The following is a 21,633-nucleotide window of genomic DNA, read 5'->3' as shown; positions in this document are numbered from 1 at the left end:
GCAAATTAGTGCGTGACCTGTTCCCGTCGCTTCAAGGACAATCGCGCCTTTGCCGCACCCTGTTCGCGGTGTTATTGCGTTGCCGGCCACGGTGACGATCGGGAGACGAAATGACTGAGGAGCGCGTCGAGCATTTGCTCGCCGAGGTGCAGGACGAATTTGGCGTGATTCGCGTGCTGGAAGTGGCCGATTACCGGTTTCTCGAATTCGGCGATGCCATCGAGCAAAGCTGCGTGTTCACCGCCGACCCGAGTTGGCTCGAATACGATTACACCCGGGCGATGCTGATTGGGGCGCTGTGCCACGAACTGCCGGAAACCGCGCTGTTTCTCGGGCTTGGCGCCGGTACGCTGACCCAGGCCTGCCTCAAGTTCCTGCCGCTGGAAGATGTCGAAGCCATCGAATTGCGCCCCGATGTGCCGCGCCTGGCCATCGAATACCTGGGGCTGGATGACGATCCGCGCCTGTACATCCGGGTGGGCGATGCGCTGGAACTGCTCGACACCGCCGAACCTGCGGATCTGATTTTTGTCGATCTTTACACCGACGTCGGCCCCGGTGTCGGGCACCTGGCCTGGACCTTCCTGGAGAACTGCCAGAAACGCCTGAACCCGGGTGGCTGGCTGGTGATCAATCAATGGGCCACCGATGATGGCAAGCCATTGGGTGCCGCATTGCTGCGCGGTCTCTACCATCGGCATTACTGGGAATTGCCGGTGAAGGAGGGCAACGTGATCCTGATCGTGCCTTCGGAGCTCGATCAGGTGTTGGATATGAAAGGGTTGGCCGCACGGGCCGAAGCCTTGGCGCCGCGGTTGGGGTATTCGTTGCAGTCGTTGATCAAGGCGATTCGGCCGGCGACATAAGCCGGTGCCCGTGAGGACCTCTTCTCGAGCAGACTCGCTCCCACATTTGACCGTGATCCAATGTGGGTGAGCCTGTTCGCGAAAGCTTTCAATACCGAACTAAAGCCCTTTGAACACCCCTGGCCGCCGCTCCACCAGCGACCGCACACCCTCCCGCGCGTCCTCGGTACTCAGCAACTTCTTCACCAGCGCAGGCAGTCCTTGGGCCGCGGCGGTTTCCCCTTCATAACGTGCCTGTCGGGCAGACATCAACGTCGCCTGCACCGCCAGTGGCGCCTGCCGGGCAATTCGCTCGGCCAACTCGAGCGCCCGTGGCAGCAAATCCTCACTGGCCATGACCTCCTGCACCAGCCCCAGATGCAAGGCATCGTGGGCATCGAACTCGTCGCCGGTCAGCATCCAGCGCATGGCATTGCCCCAACCGGCCACTTGATGCAGACGCAGCGTGGCACCGCCGAAGGGAAAAATGCCGCGCTGCACTTCCATTTGCGCGAAGCGGGTGTTGCTGGCGCACAGGTTGATATCGGCCGCCAGCATCAACTCGATGCCGATGGTCAGGCAGTAACCCTGGGCGGCGACGATCACCGGTTTGTTGACCCTGGGGCCGGCGAATACGCCCCATGGATCGCAGCCACCGGGCGGTGCTTGCCAGCCGTCGGTCAGTGCTGCGCTGGCGCTCACCAGATCCAGCCCGGCAGTGAAGTGCTCGCCATGACCAAACACCACCGCCACACGTGCCTCGCTGTCGGCTTCGAACTCGCCGTAGGCCAGGCTCAGTTCGTTGAGCAGGTCGAGGTCGAAGGCGTTGCGTTTGGCGACCCGATCCAGGCCGATCAACAGAACATGACCGCGCTTTTCACGGCTCACACGGCTGGTGTCGAGCTCTTTCATGGGGCATTTCCTCGGGCGCAAAGGGGAGTCGGACCGATGGTCCGTGCGTTCAGGGTGAACCGTTTTAGCGCTATAGCCCGCAGGGCCGGGCCTTTGAAAAATAGACGCTCGCACGATTATCCGCAAAGCCTGTGACAGAACGCCGTACGCGGGTTTTTTGCGTTAAAAAAAGGCTCCCTTTTTCGGCAAATTCCGGTATAGTGCGCGCCGGCCTTTAGCCGGGCCGCGTTTAGGTAGAGCAATTCCCCGAAGTCAGCTTCGGCTGCATGTCCGTACTGCGGACTCTTCCTTGACGATTCTTTTCATTCATTCGTTTTCGCAAATCCCCGCCGACAAAGCTGCCAGGGCGACTCTTGAGTCTCAACACGGCATGCGCAGCTTTGGAGCATGGGTCTTTGCGGATGCACTTAGAGGCAGACCCATGACCCAGGAAATCGGCGGCTTCGCCGCTCTTGAACTTCATCCCAATATTGTCGCTGCAGTAGTCGCTACCGGCTATGAAGAGCCTTCGGCCATTCAGCAGCAGTCGATCCCGATCATTCTCGCCGGTCACGATATGATTGGTCAGGCGCAAACCGGTACCGGTAAAACCGCTGCCTTTGCCCTGCCTATCCTGCACCGCATTGATCCGTCCAAGCGCGAGCCGCAAGCTCTGATCCTGGCCCCAACTCGTGAGTTGGCGCTGCAAGTTGCAACCGCTTTCGAAACCTACGCCAAGCAAATGCCAGGCGTAACTGTTGTGGCTGTCTACGGCGGCGCGCCGATGGGCCCACAACTGAAAGCAATCCGTAATGGCGCGCAGATCGTTGTCGCCACTCCGGGCCGTCTGTGCGACCACCTGCGTCGCGACGAAAAAGTTCTGGCGACCGTGAACCACCTGGTTCTCGACGAAGCAGACGAAATGCTGAAACTGGGCTTCATGGACGACCTGGAAGTTATCTTCAAGGCCATGCCGGAAACCCGTCAGACCGTATTGTTCTCGGCTACCTTGCCACAGTCGATCCGTGCCATCGCAGAGCGCCACCTGCGCGATCCGAAGCACGTGAAGATCCAGAGCAAGACCCAGACCGTTACCGCGATCGAACAGGCTCACCTGTTGGTTCACGCCGACCAGAAGACTTCTGCTGTTCTCAGCTTGCTGGAAGTGGAAGATTTCGACGCGCTGATCATGTTCGTGCGTACCAAGCAAGCGACCCTGGACCTGGCCAGCGCCCTGGAAGCCAAAGGCTACAAAGCCGCTGCGCTGAACGGTGACATTGCCCAGAACCAGCGTGAGCGCGTGATCGACTCCCTCAAGGATGGCCGTCTGGACATCGTTGTGGCGACCGACGTTGCTGCTCGTGGTCTGGACGTACCGCGCATCACTCACGTGTTCAACGTTGACATGCCGTACGACCCGGAATCCTACGTTCACCGTATCGGCCGTACCGGCCGTGCTGGTCGCGAAGGTCGTGCACTGCTGCTGGTGACTCCACGTGAGCGCCGCATGCTGCAAGTGATCGAGCGTGTAACCGGTCAGAAGGTTGCTGAAGTTCGTCTGCCGGATGCACAAGCCGTTCTGGATGCACGCATCAAGAAGCTGACCAACAGCCTGTCGCCGCTGGTGGCTGACGCTGAGTCGACTCACGGTGATCTGCTCGATCGCCTGACCGCCGATATCGGTTGCAGCCCGCGTGCCCTGGCCGCAGCCCTGCTGCGCAAGGCTACCAACGGTCAAGCGCTGAACCTGGCCGCTATCGAGAAAGAGCGTCCACTGGTGCCGAACAACGCACCGCGTGGCGATCGTCCAGAGCGTTCCGGTGACCGTCCTGAGCGTGGCGACCGCGAGCGTCGTGCTCCGATGCCGTTGGCCGAAGGTCGTGCCCGTTGCCGTACCGCGCTGGGTGCGCGTGACGGTATCGCCGCCAAGAACCTGCTGGGCGCCATTCTCAATGAAGGTGGTCTGGCGCGTGAAGCCATCGGTCGCATCCAGGTGCGTGACAGCTTCAGCCTCGTCGAACTGCCGGAAGATGGTCTGGAGCGTCTGCTGACCAAACTGAAGGACACTCGCGTTGCCGGCAAGCAGCTGAAGCTGCGTCGCTATCGCGAAGATTGATCCGCTTTCGGGCTGATTGATCGGATATGAAAAATCCCCGACTGGTTCGGGGATTTTTTTTGCCTCTCAATCGGTGGTGTGCCCTTCGCGAGCAGGGGATTTGTGAGTGACACGCATCCATTGTGGGAGCGAGCCTGCTCGCGAACGACGCGACCCGATTTCCGCTCAGCCGAAGCGGTAAATATCCATTCCCAGCGCGCCCATGGTGAAGCCCTGGTGGGCAACGCTGAAATCTCCTCCGGCGCTGCGGGCAAAGTACAGTGGCAGCAGATGCTCATCGCTGGGATGGTTGCGCACGGCGTTGGGTGCCTGTTGACGATAATCATGCAAAGCCGCTTCGTCATTGGCCTCAAGTTTCTCGATCATCCAGTCGCGAAATACCTGCGCCCAGGGTTCGACGCTTTCGGGGCCGGCATGCCAGTCCAGTTCCCGCAGGTTGTGGGTAATGCTGCCGGAGCCGATCAACAGCACGTCATGTTCGCGCAGGCTGGCCAGGGCATGGCCAACGCGGGTTTGCAGGGCAGGCCCGCCACGGGAGGGAAGGGAGACCTGGACAATCGGAATATCGGCCTGCGGATACATCAATGACAAGGGCACCCAAACGCCATGGTCGAACGGCCGTTGACTGTCGATGTGTGCGGGAAGCTCGGCTGCGTTCAACAGTTTGACAACCTCCGCCGCCAGCCGGGGATCGCCGGGTGCCGGGTATTGCACTTCGAACAGCGCCCTCGGGAAGCCACCGAAGTCGTGCCAGGTTTCAGGCTGGGGGTTGGCGCTGACCAACAGTTCATGACTTTCCCAATGCGCAGAGACAATCACAATGGCTTTGGGCTTGGGCATGTCCGCCGCCAGGCGAGTGAGGGCGGGTCCGCTGGCGCCAGGTTCCAGGGCAAGCATGGGAGAGCCATGGGATATGTAGAGGCTGGGGAACATGAACAAGCTCCTGAGAGTTAAGATGGCCCCATCTTCAGTCAGATCATTGATCTAAATCTAATATAAGTTTTAGGGTGTTTTGATCGAATTTTTGGGGTTATTTATGCAGCCGGAGTTTTGGCACAAGAAGTGGGCGTCGAATCAGATCGGCTTTCACCTGCCGCAGGTAAACCCTTACCTGCAACGGTTCTGGCCACAGCTGGGCCTGGAAGACAGTGCGCGGGTGCTGGTGCCGTTGTGTGGCAAGAGCCTGGATCTGTTATGGCTGGCGCACTGCGGGCATGAGGTGCTGGGTGTCGAGTTGTCGGATAAGGCCGTTGAGGGTTTCTTCAGTGAGCATCAACTGGACCCGGTTGTCAGTGAGCAAGGACCTTTCAATGTTTATCGGGCCGGTTCCATCGAGCTATGGTGTGGGGATTTTTTTGCGTTGACGCCTGGCGATGTCGCTGATTGCTCCGCGCTTTATGATCGCGCTGCGTTGATTGCGTTACCACCGGCGATGCGTGTGGAATATGCGGTGCATTTGAATCGGATTCTGCCCAAGGGTTCTCAGGGGCTGTTGATTACGCTGGACTACGATCAGGATCAAATGCCTGGCCCGCCGTTCGCCGTGCTTGATGATGAAGTACAGCGGTTGTTCGGGGGTTCGTGGGCATTGAAAGTCCTGGAGGATCAGGATGTGCTGAGCGAGAGCGGGAAGTTTCTGGAGGCCGGAGTCACGCGGCTTGAAGAGCGGGTTTATAGGGTTTCCAGCCGGTAGTTTTTGTTGATTGTTCCGGCCTCTTCGCGAGCAGACTCGCTCCCACAGTGGTTATTTGTCATATTCAAATTTACTGTGGGAGCGAGCCTGCTCGCGAAGGGGCCAGGGTGATCTCCCCAATAATCAAGAGTCAAAAAAAGGCCCGCATCTCTGCGGGCCTTCTTGTTTACCTCGGTATTACTCAGCCCCGACGACGGGCGAGCGCGTCAATTCGCTCTTCCAGCGGCGGGTGGCTCATGAACATGCGGGCGAAGCCCTGTTTGAGGCCACCGTTGATGCCGAAGGCATTCAGGGTGTCAGGCATGTGCACAGGCAGACCTTGTTCCGCACGCAGGCGTTGCAGGGCGCCGATCATCGCGGCGGTACCGGCCAGGTTTGCACCGGCTTCGTCGGCGCGGAATTCCCGTTTGCGCGAGAACCACATCACGATGGCGCTGGCCAGGATACCCAGGACCAGTTCGGCGAAGATGGTCGCCACGTAGTAGGCGATACCCTGGCCTTCTTCGTTCTTGAAGATCACCTTGTCGACAAAGTTGCCGATGATCCGTGCGAAGAACATCACGAAGGTGTTCACCACGCCCTGGATCAACGCCAGGGTCACCATGTCGCCATTGGCCACGTGACCGATTTCGTGGGCCAGAACGGCTTTCACCTCATCTGGCGAGAAGCGCTCGAGCAAGCCCTGGCTGACCGCGACCAGTGCGTCGTTCTTGTTCCAGCCGGTGGCGAAGGCGTTTGCTTCGTAGGCCGGGAAAATCCCGACTTCGGGCATCTTGATCCCGGCTTCCCGGGACAGTTGCTCGACGGTTTGCAGCAGCCATTGCTCGTGACGAGTACGTGGCTGGGTAATGATCTGGGTGCTGGTACTCATCTTCGCCATCCACTTGGAGATGAACAGCGAGAACAGGGAACCGGCGAAACCAAAGACCGCACAGAAAATCAGCAGCTGATTGAGGTTGAGATCAACCCCGTTGGCCGCCATGAACCCGTTGAAGCCAAAAAGGCTCAGGGTGATGCTGGCAATCAGCACGACCGCCAGGTTAGTGGCCAAAAACAGCAGGATGCGCATCATGGTTGTAGAAATCTCCTTATGCTAAAGATGTAGCGTACTGCGGGGTATATAAGGTGCTGCACCGGGGTATTCAACCGGGTGACTATTTCAAACTGTGTCCTACGGCAATAGCTTAGCTGCTTGCAGGGCATTTCTGATATTGAACAGGGAAGTGTTTGTAGAACCCATAGGCATTGCAGACCCCGTCGTTACTAGGCGAGAAACGCTTCTGTGTGGTGGGGTGGGGGCTGAGGTTGCGAGAGTCCGCAACGTACAAACATATGTTGCTGAATGAATCACCGTGCGACGAGTGTGAGCGTCGCACGGTGAGGTCACATTACTGGCGATAGGATTTGAGGAAGTTGCCGATGCGGCCGATGGCCATGTCCAGGTCATCGACCCGCGGCAGGGTCACGACTCGGAAGTGGTCCGGCCATGGCCAGTTGAAGGCCGTGCCTTGCACCACCAGCAGCTTCTCGGAGAGCAACAGGTCGAGGACGAATTTCTCGTCGTTGTGGATCGGGCAGACCTTCGGGTCGATGCGCGGGAACGCATAGAGCGCACCCATCGGCTTGACGCAGCTGACACCCGGAATGTCGTTGAGCAGCTCCCAGGTGCGGTTGCGCTGTTCCAGCAGGCGCCCTGGCGGCAGCACCAGATCGTTGATGCTCTGATAGCCACCCAGCGCGGTCTGGATCGCGTGCTGGCTCGGTACGTTGGCACACAGGCGCATGTTGGCCAGCATGTCGATGCCTTCGATGTAGCTCTGGGCGTGGTGCTTAGGACCGGAAATGGCGATCCAGCCGGAGCGGAAGCCGGCGACGCGATAGGACTTGGACAAACCGTTGAAGGTCAGGCACAGCAGGTCAGGCGCCAGGGAGGCGGTGCAGATGTGCACGGCATCGTCGTACAGGATCTTGTCGTAGATCTCGTCGGAAAACACCACCAGGTTGTGTTGACGGGCCAGTTCCAGCATACCCAGCAACACTTCTTTGGAGTACACCGCCCCGGTGGGGTTGTTCGGGTTAATGATCACCAGTGCCTTGGTGTTCGGGGTGATCTTGGCCTTGATGTCGGCCAGGTCCGGCCACCAGTTGGCCTGCTCGTCGCACAGGTAGTGCACCGGGTTACCGCCCGACAGACTCACGGCCGCGGTCCACAACGGGTAGTCCGGAGCCGGCACCAGCACTTCATCGCCATTGTTGAGCAGGGCCTGCATCGACATCACGATCAACTCGGAAACGCCATTGCCCAGGTAGATGTCTTCAATGCCGACACCTTCTACCTGCTTTTGCTGGTAGTACTGCATGACGGCCTTGCGCGCGCTGAACAGACCCTTGGAGTCGCTGTAACCCTGGGCGGTCGGCAGGTTGCGGATGACATCCTGGAGGATTTCATCCGGCGCTTCGAAACCAAAGGGCGCAGGGTTGCCGATATTCAGCTTGAGGATGCGATGGCCTTCCTCTTCCAGGCGTTTGGCGTGCTTGAGCACCGGGCCGCGAATGTCGTAGCAGACGTTGGCGAGCTTGTTCGATTTGCTGACCTGCATGGCGATGTGTTCCCGAAAATGAACGATCCAGGCGGCGTGTGAACAACCGTACTGGGAATCCTGCGTAATCACACAGGCCTGACGCCTTGAGAGGCAGCACTCATAAATCCGTTTGAATGCGCGTGGTCTGGCTGCCAGACTGGCGTTTGACGAGGCGCAATCATACGTGCCGCCTGATCCGTGGAAAAGGTACAGATCGGGCTTTTTCAGCCGCCGAGGTGTGATGATGGAAAAGTTGGAAAAAACCCTGGAAGAATGGAAAGCCATGCTCGACCCCGAGCAATACAACGTGTGCCGGCTCAAGGGTACCGAACGCCCGTTCTCCGGCAAATACAACGACAGCAAGGTCGACGGCATCTATCACTGCATCTGCTGTAACGAGCCGCTGTTCGATTCCAAGACCAAATTTGATTCCGGCTGCGGCTGGCCGAGCTTCTATGCGCCGATTGGCGACAGTGCCATGACTGAAATCCGTGACGTCAGCCACGGCATGATCCGCACCGAAGTGGTCTGCGCCAAATGCGATGCGCACCTGGGTCATGTGTTTCCGGATGGCCCGCCGCCCACCGGCCTGCGCTACTGCATCAACTCGGTATGCCTGGACCTGGTACCGCGCGCCTGACGCGAGCCACGCAGGAGCAGCCTTCGGCAGCGCCTGCGTGGGTCGGCGTTTGGTTATTTAAATTGCACACAATTCAATTGCTCGCTATGTTTGGTGTCTATCCCCGAATTCGGAGCCTTCACCATGAGCGACAAGCTGCTTAGCATCCCGTGCACCACCATCAAGGGCGAGCAAAAGACTCTGGCGGATTTCGCCGGCAAAGCCGTATTGGTGGTCAACACCGCCAGCAAATGCGGATTCACCCCACAGTACAAAGGCCTTGAAGAACTGTGGCAGACCTACAAGGATCAAGGCCTGGTGGTGCTGGGTTTCCCCTGCAATCAATTCGGCAAGCAGGAACCGGGTAATGAAGGGGCGATCAGCGAGTTCTGCGAGTTGAATTACGGCGTCAGTTTCCCGCTGTTCAAAAAGATCGAGGTCAATGGTGCCGGTGCCCATCCGCTGTTCGTGCAGTTGAAAAAACGTGCACCGGGTGTGCTTGGCTCCCAGGGCATCAAGTGGAACTTCACCAAGTTCCTGATCGGCAAGGACGGTCAGCTGGTGAAGCGTTTCGCCCCGGCGACCAAGCCGCAGGACCTGAGCCGCGAGATCGAAGCCCTGCTCAAATGAATACCTTGTCCGTCGATTCCCTGAACCTCGACAGCCAGCTCTGCTTCAAGTTGTACGCCGCTTCCCGGGCGGTGATCCGGGCCTACAAGCCAATGCTCGATCAACTGGGCCTGACCTACCCGCAGTATCTGGCGATGCTGGTGTTGTGGGAATGGCAAGCGTCAGCGCCGGAGCAGCCGACCGTGAAGGCTCTGGGCGAGCGCCTGGCGCTGGACTCCGGCACGCTGACCCCGCTGCTCAAGCGACTTGAGCAACTGCAATTGGTTCAGCGTCGGCGTTCGGCCCGGGACGAGCGTGAGGTGCACTTGAGTCTGTCGCCCAGCGGCCTGGCATTGCGTGATCAGGTCGGGCCGCTGAAGGCGCGGCTACTGTGCGACAGCGGCGTGGATCTGGATCGCCTGAATGAACTGCGCGACGGACTGGATCACCTGTTGGGGCAAATCAAGGCACTGTCGTAACGGGAATCCAGACGTCCAGCAGCGCGGCGAGCTCTTCCCGGCGAAAGGGTTTGGCCAGGTAGTCGCTCATGCCCGCCGCACGGCAACGTTCGCGTTCTTCGGACATGGCGTTGGCGGTGAGGGCGACGATGGGCAATTGCGGCCAGCGGCCGCTGCGGCGGATTTGCCGACTGGCCTCATAGCCATCCATCACTGGCATGTTGCAGTCCATCAGCACCAGATCGAATTCGCTGTCTTCCAGATGATCCAGTGCCTCGACACCATGGGCCGCGACGATCACCTCGCACCCGAGTTTGCCGAGCATGCCCTTGGCCACGAGTTGATTGACCGGATTGTCCTCGACCAACAGCACTCGTGCGCGACGTTGCGGCGATTGGCTGTCGATCCGGATGTCATCGATGGTGGCGATTTCCGGTTGCAGGACGCGGCGCAAGGTCTGGTGCAGCGCATTGCGTGCCAAGGGGCGTGCCTGTTGCTGCAAGGGGGCGAGGGCGTTGGCTTGTTCGCTGGGCATGAAGCTGCCGTAGGCGGTCACCAGTAGAATCGGCGCGGTGAAGGTGGGGCGCAGGTTAAACAGACACTCAGGGCAATCGGTAATCAGTATATCGGGATGCAGGCCGATCAACGGTTCGTCGATGGCGCGCTGCTGATAGTCCAGCCCCCAACCGGGCAATACGCTGCCCAGCAATTCCGCCAGGCCGCTGCTGGCGGCGGTGATGGCGATGACCTTGCCCTTCAAGGACGGAGGGGCCAGGGAACGGGTGTGGCGGGGTAGTGGCAGTTGCGCGCAGAACTGGCTGCCGAAACCCGCTTCCGAGCTGATGGTCAGGCGTCCTTGCATGGCTTCGCAAAGGTTGTAGGTCAGGGCCAGGCCCAGCCCGGTACCACCGAATTGCCGGGTAATCCCGGCGCCGGCCTGGGTGAAGGGCTGGAAGATCTTGACCTGGGCGTCCTGGGGGATACCGATGCCCGTGTCGCAGACCTCGATTCTGACGCCATCACCGAATGTCGACAGGCGCACGTCAACCCGCCCGAAACGGGTGAACTTGAGTGCATTGGACAGCAGGTTGCTGACGATCTGCCGGACCCGGGTCGGATCGCCGAGCACCAGTGCCGGAAAATGTGGATCGATCAGGCAGGTCAGTTCGACACTCGGCGCCGCGTTCTGCGACAGCAGGTTGGCGGTGTCTTCGATCAGCGAGCCCAGGTCGAACGGGATGTGTTCGAGTTCGAGCTGGCCGGCATCGAACTTCGACAGATCGAGAATATCGTTGAGCAATTCCACCAGCACCTTGCCCGAGTCATGGGCAATGGCCAGCTGTTGCTGTTGCTCGGCGTTCAATGGACCGTCCAGGGATAGCGCAATCATACCCAGCAGGCCATTGAGCGGCGTGCGAATCTCATGACTCATGTTGGCCAGGAACACCGAGCGCGCTTCGGCCATCTCCAGGGCAGTGCTGCGGGCCACCTCCAACTCCTGATTGGATTGACTGAGGCGGGCGTTGATCGCCTTGAGTTCGGCGGTGCGCGCCGAAACGATGTTTTCCAGTTGGCTGAGGTAATCAGTCAGGCGGTTTTCTGCGTTTCGTCGTTGCTGGATTTCGGTGGCGACATTTTCAAATTGCTGGTTGGCGACTTTCACCAGCACACCGATCTCATCGTTGGCGTGTCCGGCCGGACATTCCAGAGCGGTCGGTTCAGCGTTGCGCGAGTCGCGGCCACTGAGCTCGCGAATCACCCGCACCAAGGGTTTGGTCAGCATCACATAGAACAGCGCCAGCAGCAGGCCGGTCAGGATCAGACTGCGGGCAAAGCCGTTGAGCAGGGTCACCTCGGCGCGGCGCAGGAACCGGTAGCCGAATGAGTAAGTGTCGACGTCCAGTTGTAGCGTGCCGAGGGATTCGCTGGGCAAATGGTCCAGATAGAGGCGGTCTTCGAACTGCCTGTCGGCGCCGAACAGCAGGTCGCTGAGCACGCGATAGCCGCTTTGCTGGCCGGGGCGCTTGACGTTGGCCAGCACATTGCCGTTGTTGTCGGTCAGTTTTGCACCGATGATCGCCGGTGAGCGCAGCAGGCCCAGGGTCAGCTCCTGCGCGAGCTCAGCGTCGATGTTATAGGCGATGCGTGAGGCAGGGTTGTGGCTGATTTCCAGCAAAGACAGGATTTCACGGTTGATGGAGGCGTCTTCACTGGCATAATCGATGCCTATTTGCAGCAGGCTGAGGAGCGTGCCGAGAATAAAACCGACCAGCACGGTTAGCCGGGCTTGCTTGTAAGACAGCCGGTTGGTGAACTTGATATCCATGGGGTGCTGGATCACTTCCGTTTCCCTTCGCTGCTCAAGCATAGCCGATCATGCACGGATGCCGATGTTCTCGCGAGCCCTTGTACCGGGGGCCTGGCCCGGTCATCAAACGCTGTGTTTTGTCGCTGTATCGCCATCATTACTGTGAACGTGCCCGAGGAGAAGACGTGGATTCCCGATTGAATGCTTTTCTTGAACGCGCCGATGCCGTTCTGGCCCGTATCGAACCGCTGCTGCCCATACCTCGGCAAGCCATCGACTGGACAACCTGCCTGGCTGCACGTTGGCAGCGTGAAGGGCGCAGCGGTTTTCTGCTGCCGCTGCAGGTCAGTCTCGACATGCGTCTGTCCGACCTGATTGGGGTTGATCGGCAAGTGGAACAACTGGGACGCAATACCCAACAGTTTCTCGATGGCATGCCGGCCAACCATGCCTTGCTCTGGGGCTCGCGTGGCACCGGTAAATCCTCGCTGGTTCGCGCCTTGCTCGCCGAGCACGCAAACGCCGGTCTGCGCCTGATCGAAATCGAGCGCGATCACCTGGCGGACTTGCCTCGGGTGGTCGAACAGATCGCCAAACTGCCCCAGCGCTTTGTCTTGTTCTGCGACGACCTGTCGTTCGAGTCGGGTGAAGGCGACTATCGCGTGCTTAAAAGTGTACTCGACGGTTCCCTCGAACAGGCACCGGATAACGTATTGTTGTACGCCACCTCCAACCGCCGCCACCTGGTGCCGGAAAAGGAAAGCGATAACGAAAACTGGAAAAGGGTCGATGGCGAATTGCACCCCAGCGAGGCGGTGGAGGACAAGATCGCCCTGTCGGATCGCTTCGGCTTGTGGCTGTCGTTCTATCCATTTACCCAGGAACACTTTCTCAACGTCGTCGAACACTGGATCGGCCAATTGGCCGACAAGGCCGGCCTCGAATGGCAACGCACCGAAGAACTGGAGATCCTCGCGGTGCGCTGGGCCACGGGGCGGGGCAATCGTAACGGACGTTGCGCGTATCAATTTGCCCGCTATTGGGTCGGGCTGAAACTGTTGGAGCACAAGGCATGATCGATTTACAAAAGAGCGGCCAGGGCCTCGAGGGCTACGGCATGCTGCACGCGCAGCTTGAATCCCTGCTGGCGGACGAGCGCGATTTCATCGCCAACGCTGCGCAGTTTTCGGCGTTTCTGTTCAATCAGCTCGATGACCTGAACTGGGCCGGATTCTACCTCAATCGCAACGAAGAACTGGTGTTGGGGCCATTCCAGGGGCAGATCGCCTGTGTGCGGATTCCGTTCGGTCGAGGCGTGTGCGGGACCGCAGCGGCGACCTTGCAAACGCAGTTGGTCGAAGACGTGCACACATTCCCCGGGCATATCGCCTGTGACAGTGCGTCGAACAGCGAACTGGTGGTGCCGCTTGTCAAGGACGGTCGTCTGATCGGAGTGCTGGACCTCGACAGCCCGAAACTGGCGCGGTTCACCGCGCAGGATCAGGCCGGTATCGAGCAACTGGCGGCGATTTTTCTGCGCCTGACCGACTGCTGATTCAAGATCACACCGACAGGCCGGCCTTGATCAGCAGGCCGGACGGGTCTACCGCATCGATCTGCTGTGGATCGAGGAAGCGTTCGGCGTACCGCAGGTAGATGTGCGCCTTGATGAACAGCCTGAACAACTCCGGGTCGATGTGGGCATCCCGGCACATGGTGGCCATGATGCCCAACGCTTCGCTCAAGGACTTGGCTTTCTTGTAGGGCCGGTCGGCGGCGGTCAGCGCTTCGAAAATATCGGCAATCGCCATCATCCGTGCCGGCAGGCTCATCTCCTCACGCTTCAAGCGTTTGGGGTATCCGGTGCCATCCATTTTTTCGTGGTGACCGCCGGCGATTTCCGCAACGTTGCGTAAATGGCCGGGAAAGGGCAGGTGGCTGAGCATCAGGATCGTCTGCACCATGTGGTGATTGATGATGTAGCGCTCTTCGCTGGTCAGAGTGCCGCGTCTGATGCTCAGGTTGTAGAGTTCGCCGCGGTTGTACTTGTAGCGAGGTACATCGAGTTTGAAACCCCAGGGATTGTCGAGCGCGATCAGTTCGGCTTCGGCGCGTTCAAACAGGTGCTCGGGCTTGTCCGCCAGCAGCGATTCGGTGACCGGCAGTGTCGGTTCCGGGGTACGGGCCTGACGCCGGTTCTCTTCCCAGGAAACTCCCTGCCGGTCATCCAGGGTTCGCGTCCAGGTGTGTTGGCCAATGCTACGCAGGCGTTGCAGATCGTTTTCGGCCATGGCCTCGCCACCGAGGTTGCAGTGGGCGACGAAAGCAAAATCATCGTCCAGCCCTAACAGCGTTGCATCGCGCTGCTGCGCCAGGTCTTGCTCGTCGCCACCTTGGGCGACCGCTTGCCAGTAACTGACCCAGGCATCGCGCTTGAGCACTTCAAAACGGGTGCGGATTTCGTGGATGCGGTCGTTGATGGTTTCCAGTTTCGTGGCTTTATCAACGACGTATTCTGGTGTGGTGATCTTGCCGCAGTCGTGCAGCCAGGCGGCGACGTGCAGCGCCTCCCATTCATCATCGGTGGGTTGATAGCTGCTGAAGGCCGGATCTTTACTGGCTGCAGCGGCCTGGGCGAGCATCAGCGTCAGGACGGGCACACGCTGACAATGCCCGCCGGTGTAGGGACTCTTGGCGTCAATCGCACCAGCCAACAGCTTGATGAAAGCGTCCAGCAATTGTTTTTGCCGGTCTTGCAAGCGCTGGCTTTCGATACTCACCGCAGCCGCACCCGACACGGCCTGCAGAAAGGCAATTCGATCGGGGCGAAGTTTTTCCAGGTCACTCCGGTTACCGCTGTCAGCCAGCATAAACACCAGCAGGCCCACGGTGTCGTTATGGCGATTGTGCAAGCGGATACCGATCAGATGCACTCGCGGGCATTCCAGTGCCAGCAGCACTTTTTGCAAATCCCCCGCTTGCTCGAAACCGAGACTGCTGACGACATTGTCAGCGCTCGACAACTGCTGCAGCCAGGCGGGGCTCTGTGGGTCCTTTATCGAGTGTGTCCGAATGTCGAATGACGACAGGTCCTGCGCGGTGTCATTGATGACCAGACCGTGGGGTTCCATGCGATCGCCGTCGCCTTCGCGCAGGTAGATCAGACCTGCCTGGGCCTGGCCGATCTTCACGGTTTCAAACAGCACCCGTTGCAGCAACGGGGCGAATCGGGTTTCGGCACTCAGGCTGTCGGTGATCTGGAAGAAGCTCGCCAAGGTGTCTTTCATACGCGCCATTGACACGCGCAGTTGATCGACTTCAAGCACCGGAGAGCGACGGGACAGCTCAAACTTGAAATCGAAACTGCGAATCGCATCCGCCTCCTGCACCAGTGCGCGCAGGGGCTTGACCAGCATCCGCGAGGTCAGCCAACCCAGGGGTATGCACAATAGCAGCGTTGCCAGGGTAATCAGTGCGCCTTGCCAGCGCATGCGGTAGGCATCGACAAGCAACTCATCTTCCGGCACCAACAAGGCCAATTGCAGCCCTCTGGGACCACCTTCCTGCATGCTGCTGCGGGCCACGATCCATTGACGACCGCCGGCACTCAGGCGATTGCCTTCAAGAGGGTCATTGAGTAGTGCATCCAGGCTGGGGCTAAGGGCGGCGGCCTTGATCAGATGGGCGGTTTGATCGTCGATGATCAGCCGGCTGGTGTCGGGGTAGGCGACGGCATTGCCTTGGGCATCAAACAGCACGATCTCGGTGGCGGGCGTTACCACATGTTTGGCCAGGGTGGCACTGAGTTCGGCCAGGGTCAGGTCCGCGCCTATCACGACCTGGTCGCTACCGCGCCGTGCCAGGGTGGTGCCGACATTGTGGGTGGAGAAGAAGACATAGGGTTCGGTGGTGATCTGATCGTTGTCGCGGCTGGCGCCGGTAAACCAGACGCGGCTACGCGGATCGTAAGTGTCGTCGGGGTTGTCCTGGCGGCTGATGAAGGCGAGGTTCCGGTCGAAAAACAAGGATTGCGAGTGCACCTGGTCGCTGCCGTTTCGCTCAATGCTCCAGACTTGATAAGCCGCGCTCACGGGGGCTTTGAGCAGGGTTTTCAAAGCGACGGTCTGCAGAGGGCGAACCATGAAGAAGTCACCATTGCCATAGCCCAGGTACAGCGACGCCAAATCAGGGTTGTCGGTGAGCGACTGGCTGAAGGGTTTGAGCAGCGCCAGGCGTTGCTCAAGGTCCGGCGCGTGAACAGCGGGGTTGAGGATCTGCAGGCTCAACAGGTGACGGATCGGTTCGTAGGTCGCCTTCAGATCGAGGCGGACATCCTGTTCGATGCGATTGAAGAGTTTCTCGCTGCTGGACAGGATGATTTGTGTGGTTTGCCGATAATTGAATATGCCTAGCACCACCCCGGTCAGCAACAGCAGGAAGGTAAGCATCACGCTGATATGAATGTGCAGGGGGAACCGCCATTGATCCGGGCGCAGTGGGCTGGGCATGCGGGTCCCTCCGTGATGGTTAACACACTGCTCAGCGTCCAAGCATAGTTAAGCCTGTGTCAATCTGCTTTCGTCATCGTCCCCGATTTGTTGCTGCAATGCCCGGTCCAGTTCCAGCAAGGCGCGCTCCACTGCCGAGCAACATTCGGCCACTTTGTCGGGGTGGAAGGTGTCGCGGCAGATTGTTTCGAGCGCCTCGCAACTGTCGATCAATCTATTGGCCTGGGCAATTCGGGCGGCCCCCTTGATTTTGTGAGCGATGTCGATATAGGCCTGTGGGTCTGTGGAACCGCAAAGCGCCAGCAATGCCTGGCGGTCCAGACGGTTGCTGTTGAGCAATTCGGTCAACAGGCGCTGGTTCAATACCGGGTTGCCACCGGTCAATTGCCGCAGCCCTTCCAGGCTGAAGGCTGGTACCAGGGCAGTCGGCGCTACGCCTTCAACCCATTGGCTCAATGCGGTCAGGGTCAGGGGCTTGAACAGGCAGTCATCCATCCCGGCCTGCTTGCATCGTTCTACCTCTTCCGGTTGTGCATTGGCGGTGAAACCGAGGACCGTGCAGGGTGGCTGTTGAGTCTTTTTTTCATGTCGGCGAATGGCGCGGGCCAACTCATATCCATTCATGACCGGCATGTTGCAATCGGCAATCACCAGATCGAACACCTCGGCTTTCCACGCTTCGAATCCAGCCTGACCCTCTGCCGCGACGGTGAATCGATGCCCCAGGAACTCCAATTGCTGGCACATGAGCAAGCGATTGGCCGCATGATCATCGACCACCAGAATGTTCAACGGGGCTTTTGCGGCGCGGATCTTTGTTTCAGTTTTTTCCAGCCGGCACTTATCTGGCAGTGCCGGCAGAAGCAGTGACATCTGCACTTGCGTACCGACACCTGGCCGACTGCTCAATTGCAGGCTGCCGCCCATCAATTCGCACAGGTTGCGGCTGATCACCAGGCCGAGCCCGGCACCGCCACGAGCCGTCTGCCCGGCGTTATCGGCCTGGGCGAAGGGTTCGAACAGGCGTTGTTGATCCTCCGCACTTATCCCGGTGCCGGTGTCCTCGACCCGCAACTGCATCTGCACCTGATCGGGCCTGGCCGTCGGACACAGTTCGACGGCAATCCTCACCTGACCCTGCTCGGTAAACTTGATGGCATTGCTGACCAGATTGGACAGCACCTGCTTGAATCGCAGCGGATCCAGCAGGACATCGACGGGCGGATTGGCGGGGCTGAAATCCAGTATGAGTTCGAGCGCTTTCTGCCGGGCCAGGCCGTCGAAGATCCGCACCACCGACGCGACGATTTCCCGCAGGTCGACGCGTTCCGGACTCAGGCTCAAGTGCCCGGATTCGATGCGCGCGATGTCGAGTATGTCGCCGATCAGTTCCAGCAGATCCTTTGCCGAGTTGTACGCCACATCGATGGCCGGGCGGTCAGGATGGTTGTGCTCAATTCGTTTGAGCGTCAGTTCGAGCATACCGATGACCGCATTCATCGGTGTGCGGATCTCATGGCTCATGGTGGCCAGAAACGTGCTTTTGGCACGGTTGGCTTCATCGGCGCGCTCTTTGGCGCAACGCAGGTCATCGAACAGTTGTCGGCGTTCGCTGATGTCGATCCAGCCTCCGATGATGCCTTGCACTTCACCGCTTGAGTCACGGTAGGGAAGAATCCAGTGATAAATCGTCAACCGACGACCGCCGATATGCAGGGGGCGATCGAGAATCAACGGCCTGCCCTCAGCCACGACACGCTGGTAGTCGGCTTGATATTCCCTGGCCTCGAACGCATTGCTCAGGGTGCCATGGGTGACGCTTTTGCCGATGACGTCTTCGCGTCTGGCGTTGAACGCTTGCAGGTAACTGTCATTGCAGCTTTGCAGCAAGCCCTGACGATCACGCACATAAATCGGGTGAGGTGTGCCGTTGACCAGCGAGCGCATGAATTCGAACTGATCGTTCAATGCGCGCTCGGCGGCTTTGCGTTGATTGATCTGGCGCCGCATATAAGCGTTCCAGGCCACGGAAATCAGTAACAGAACGCCGGCACCGATGACGATTTGGTAGAACAGCCGGTGATAGTTGCGCCAGGTGCTTTGCGAGGACGCCGAATAGCCACGCCAGCGGCTGTTGATGATGCCCAGCTCCTCCGGTGCAATACTCAGTAGCGCCTTGTTGAGGATGTCATGGAGCTCATCGGCCTTACGATTGGTCGCCAGTGAAAAGGCTGCCTGCTCGGTCCCGATGGTGGTACTGATCTGCAGGATATGTTCGAACAGTTGCGATGAAATGAAGTAGTTGGCAATCACCAGTGAATTCACCGTTCCCTCTACCTGCCCCTCGGCGAGCATTTCCACGGCACTGAAGGTGTCAGGGGTTTCTATGAGCTTTATGTGTGGGAACTCGCTGCGCAAATAAGCCAGCAGTGGATGACCTTGGGCAATGGCCAGGCTTTTGCCCTGCAACTGCGTCAGGTTGCCGGGACTGTCCGCTGCCTTGCGCGTCAGCAGGACATAGGAGTTTTGCAGATAGGGACGGCTGAAATTCAGCAGGGTCTCTCGTTGGGCGCTGGGTAGCAGTGCAGCAATCAGGTCGGCCTCGCCGTCCTGGATCCGCTGGATCATTTCGCTATCGCTGCGGCTGCGCTGGATATCAAAGCGTAAACCGGTGCGCAATCTGATCAGCTCGAGCAGATCGGCAGCAACACCCCGAAAGTTTCCGGCGCTGTCGAAAAATGTCAGCGGCGCGAACGCCTCATTGACCACCACGCGTACCACTGGATGTTGCGCCAGCCAGCGTTCCTCGTTGTAGCTGAGCTCCAGTTTGTGATCGGTGAGCAAGATGTCACTGCCGGCACTCCAGCGTTTGGCGATGTTTTCTCGCACGCTGGTGGGGATGGCCATGAGCATCGAATTGATGATACCGAGCAGTTCAGGATTGTTCTGGCGCACCGCGAAGCTGAAACCGTGGGCTTCGTGTTTGCCGAAGTTGGCCATGCGGATGTTGTTCAGGTACCCCTTGTTGATCATGTAGTGGGTGGAGATGGTATCGCCGAGAAACACGTCAGCCTGGTCGAAGGCGACGGCATTGATTGCATTCTGGTAAGAGGGGTAAGACGTGATGATTGCCTTGGGATACAAGGCCTTGACCTCCTCAAGCGGCAAGTAGTGATACACCATGCTCAGGCGCATGCCGGCAAGGCCATCATTGAGGGGTCTTGTTTCGCCTTCGCGCGTTACCAGGACCGGTTGATCGACGGCGTAGGGCATGGACAGTACGATTTTGGCATTGTGCGCTTCGAAACCGTTGGCACTGCCGAGCAAATCGACCTCACCGTTTTCAAGCGCTTCAATGGCGTCACCCCGGGATGCAAAGCGTTGAACCCTGATGGGTAACCCGGTGACCTTGCCGAGGATTCCCGCGTAGTCGGCGGTGAAACCTTCATAGTCGTGGCCGCTGAGGGTCAGGTCGAAGGGCGGATAATCCGGCGCTGAGGTGCCAAGGATCAGTTCCTGTTTGCTCTTGAGCCACTGCTCCTGTGATGGGGCCAGTTGGATTTCCAGTTGCCCGGCGGTCGAGCGGCTCAGCAAGGCGTAGTTCTCACTGCTCGGTGCCGCGAGCAAAGAAGTGCTCAGGCCAATACCCACGGCCGTCAGTATCAAAAAGTCCATCAAGCGACTGGGCATTCTGTTTCTCACACTAATGCGTTACGTTTTGCCATTTCGATGAGTTCAACCAGAGACTTGGCCTTGAGTTTTTGCATGAGACGTTTTTTATAAGTGCTGACAGTCTTGTTGCTCAGAAACATGCCCTTGGCAATTTCCTTGTTAGTGCGACCTTGTGCAAAAAGTTGCAACACCATCAGTTCCCGGTCGTTGACAGACTTGAACAGTTCCAGTTCGGCGCAACGTGCCTCGTCACCGCGCATCGGATTCAATGCCTCACTCGGGAAGTAGTTGTAACCCGACAATACTGCCTTGATGGCGCTGACCAGTTCGCTGAGGTCCTCCTGTTTGCAGACATATCCCGAAGCACCGGATTGCATGCAACGAATACCAAAAAGTGTCGGGCATTGTGCGGTGAGCACTAACGTTTTCAAGGGGGTACTCATTGCGTTGAAACGGGCCAGCACCTCCAGGCCATCCAGTTTGGGAATGCTGATGTCAAGAATGACCAGGTCAGGCATGCATTCGCGAACCATTTGCATGGCATCGACCCCGTTGTCGGTTTCACCGACGACTTTATAGCCTTCGTGTTCAAGCAGCATGCGGACGGCAAGTCGGATGACAGGGTGATCGTCGACAATAAAAACGGAGTTCATAATAAAATCCCATGCGAGCTGAAATAAAGGGCGCACCTTAGCTCAGATAGCGGATGTGACGTATGAACTGACGTACCTGTAGCAGCAATATAGGAATGTTCCTACAAGCGAAAAAGAATAGGCTTACGCATCAACTAGGATTTTTATAAGGAAGGACGAAAGTTATTTTTATTTGGTTTGATTGTTGGTGAGGAAGTTTTTGAGTTTGTTGTTGAACCTAAACTCGATTTTTGCTGCGGTTTTTCAAAGGTGCTGAAGTCAATAGTTGTATGAATTCGCTTTGTTTCAATGGCTTGACCAGATAACCGAGCAGTGGAAGGTCATGAATGTTTGCCATGGTTTCAAGTCCATCCAGTTCAGCCTGTGTCAGGCTGCTTAAAAGGATCGCTTGTTTGATCATGCCGCGACGACTGGCAAATCTGACCAGATCAATGCCGGAAATATCGGGCAGACATTGATCGCACAAAAGAATATCAAAAGGTTGCTTGGCATCCCGCATTTGTTGCAAGGCGCCTTGGGCACAGTCAGTTGTGGTCAACCGGGTGAAACCGTAACTCTCAAGCAGGTATTGAGTCGCCCTGAGCTGAAATGGATGATCTTCCACCAGCAATATGCGCAGATTGTCTTTGATCATATTATTTACGCTTCTTTTATTTGAGCAAAGTAGACGTGATTGTTT

Annotated in this window: 17 protein-coding genes; 8 read left to right on the top strand and 9 right to left on the bottom strand. The window is 58.4% G+C overall.

The features are described 5' to 3' along the window. Nucleotides 1–110 precede the first annotated feature (110 nt). Complete coding sequence (locus tag AC07ZE_RS20875) at nt 111–866, top strand: spermidine synthase (RefSeq protein ID WP_207266479.1); 756 nt, start codon at nt 111–113, stop codon at nt 864–866. A 99-nt stretch (nt 867–965) separates the two neighbouring features. Here AC07ZE_RS20875 and AC07ZE_RS20870 read toward each other — a convergent pair whose 3' ends face one another. Beyond that, the gene (locus tag AC07ZE_RS20870; protein ID WP_207266478.1) at nt 966–1,757 is read right to left on the bottom strand and encodes a crotonase/enoyl-CoA hydratase family protein; all 792 of its coding nucleotides are present in this window, start codon (nt 1,755–1,757) and stop codon (nt 966–968) included. A gap of 421 nt (nt 1,758–2,178) precedes the next feature. On the opposite strand from AC07ZE_RS20870, the gene AC07ZE_RS20865 reads away from it, so the two are divergent. Continuing rightward, entirely contained in the window at nt 2,179–3,852 is a 1,674-nt protein-coding gene (locus AC07ZE_RS20865; RefSeq protein ID WP_095196770.1) for a DEAD/DEAH box helicase, read from the top strand. A 165-nt stretch (nt 3,853–4,017) separates the two neighbouring features. On the opposite strand, the gene AC07ZE_RS20860 is transcribed toward AC07ZE_RS20865, so the two are convergent. Next, nucleotides 4,018–4,785 carry a DODA-type extradiol aromatic ring-opening family dioxygenase gene (locus AC07ZE_RS20860; protein WP_207266477.1) on the bottom strand — a complete coding sequence of 256 codons (768 nt, stop codon included), beginning with the start codon at nt 4,783–4,785 and terminating at the stop codon, nt 4,018–4,020. Between the two features lie 103 nt (nt 4,786–4,888). Here AC07ZE_RS20860 and AC07ZE_RS20855 point away from each other — a divergent pair, with 103 nt between their 5' ends. Further along, nucleotides 4,889–5,545, top strand: a complete 657-nt coding sequence (locus tag AC07ZE_RS20855; protein ID WP_207266476.1) for a thiopurine S-methyltransferase — start codon at nt 4,889–4,891, stop codon at nt 5,543–5,545. 181 nt (nt 5,546–5,726) lie between these two features. On the opposite strand, the gene htpX is transcribed toward AC07ZE_RS20855, so the two are convergent. Beyond that, nucleotides 5,727–6,617: a protease HtpX gene (gene htpX, locus AC07ZE_RS20850; RefSeq protein WP_077044600.1), complete on the bottom strand. Its 891-nt coding sequence runs from the start codon at nt 6,615–6,617 to the stop codon at nt 5,727–5,729. Between the two features lie 316 nt (nt 6,618–6,933). Continuing rightward, complete coding sequence (locus tag AC07ZE_RS20845) at nt 6,934–8,145, bottom strand: pyridoxal phosphate-dependent aminotransferase (protein WP_007983502.1); 1,212 nt, start codon at nt 8,143–8,145, stop codon at nt 6,934–6,936. A 226-nt stretch (nt 8,146–8,371) separates the two neighbouring features. On the opposite strand from AC07ZE_RS20845, the gene msrB reads away from it, so the two are divergent. The 3 genes from msrB (at nt 8,372) to AC07ZE_RS20830 (ending at nt 9,834) form a co-directional block, all read left to right on the top strand. Beyond that, nucleotides 8,372–8,767, top strand: coding sequence for a peptide-methionine (R)-S-oxide reductase MsrB (gene msrB / locus AC07ZE_RS20840; protein WP_207266475.1), 396 nt, complete (start codon nt 8,372–8,374; stop codon nt 8,765–8,767). A 123-nt stretch (nt 8,768–8,890) separates the two neighbouring features. Next, nucleotides 8,891–9,376: a glutathione peroxidase gene (locus AC07ZE_RS20835; RefSeq protein WP_137806779.1), complete on the top strand. Its 486-nt coding sequence runs from the start codon at nt 8,891–8,893 to the stop codon at nt 9,374–9,376. Then, nucleotides 9,373–9,834 carry a MarR family winged helix-turn-helix transcriptional regulator gene (locus AC07ZE_RS20830; protein WP_207266474.1) on the top strand — a complete coding sequence of 154 codons (462 nt, stop codon included), beginning with the start codon at nt 9,373–9,375 and terminating at the stop codon, nt 9,832–9,834. Before AC07ZE_RS20835 ends, AC07ZE_RS20830 begins: the two co-directional genes overlap by 4 nt. On the opposite strand, the gene AC07ZE_RS20825 is transcribed toward AC07ZE_RS20830, so the two are convergent. Beyond that, complete coding sequence (locus AC07ZE_RS20825; protein WP_207266473.1) at nt 9,818–12,181, bottom strand: hybrid sensor histidine kinase/response regulator; 2,364 nt, start codon at nt 12,179–12,181, stop codon at nt 9,818–9,820. The genes AC07ZE_RS20830 and AC07ZE_RS20825 overlap by 17 nt on opposite strands. Nucleotides 12,182–12,306: 125 nt before the next feature. On the opposite strand from AC07ZE_RS20825, the gene AC07ZE_RS20820 reads away from it, so the two are divergent. Next, nucleotides 12,307–13,197, top strand: a complete 891-nt coding sequence (locus AC07ZE_RS20820; protein WP_207266472.1) for an ATP-binding protein — start codon at nt 12,307–12,309, stop codon at nt 13,195–13,197. Then, entirely contained in the window at nt 13,194–13,676 is a 483-nt protein-coding gene (locus AC07ZE_RS20815; protein WP_207266471.1) for a GAF domain-containing protein, read from the top strand. The genes AC07ZE_RS20820 and AC07ZE_RS20815 overlap by 4 nt, the downstream gene beginning before the upstream one ends. 7 nt (nt 13,677–13,683) lie before the next feature. Here AC07ZE_RS20815 and AC07ZE_RS20810 read toward each other — a convergent pair whose 3' ends face one another. The 4 genes from AC07ZE_RS20810 to AC07ZE_RS20795 form a co-directional block, all read right to left on the bottom strand. Continuing rightward, nucleotides 13,684–16,629, bottom strand: coding sequence for an HD domain-containing phosphohydrolase (locus tag AC07ZE_RS20810; RefSeq protein WP_207266470.1), 2,946 nt, complete (start codon nt 16,627–16,629; stop codon nt 13,684–13,686). A gap of 48 nt (nt 16,630–16,677) precedes the next feature. Continuing rightward, nucleotides 16,678–20,319 carry a transporter substrate-binding domain-containing protein gene (locus AC07ZE_RS20805; protein ID WP_207266469.1) on the bottom strand — a complete coding sequence of 1,214 codons (3,642 nt, stop codon included), beginning with the start codon at nt 20,317–20,319 and terminating at the stop codon, nt 16,678–16,680. A gap of 8 nt (nt 20,320–20,327) precedes the next feature. Then, nucleotides 20,328–20,954 carry a response regulator transcription factor gene (locus AC07ZE_RS20800; protein WP_095196759.1) on the bottom strand — a complete coding sequence of 209 codons (627 nt, stop codon included), beginning with the start codon at nt 20,952–20,954 and terminating at the stop codon, nt 20,328–20,330. 217 nt (nt 20,955–21,171) lie between these two features. Continuing rightward, on the bottom strand, nt 21,172–21,588 hold the full coding sequence (locus tag AC07ZE_RS20795) for a response regulator (protein WP_207266468.1): 417 nt from the start codon (nt 21,586–21,588) through the stop codon (nt 21,172–21,174). Between the last annotated feature and the right edge of the window lie 45 nt (nt 21,589–21,633).

The organism is Pseudomonas sp. GW101-3H06 (genome assembly GCF_059424605.1).
The sequence above is the reverse complement of the archived record's forward strand: the minus strand, read 5'-3'. Positions and strand labels throughout refer to the sequence as shown.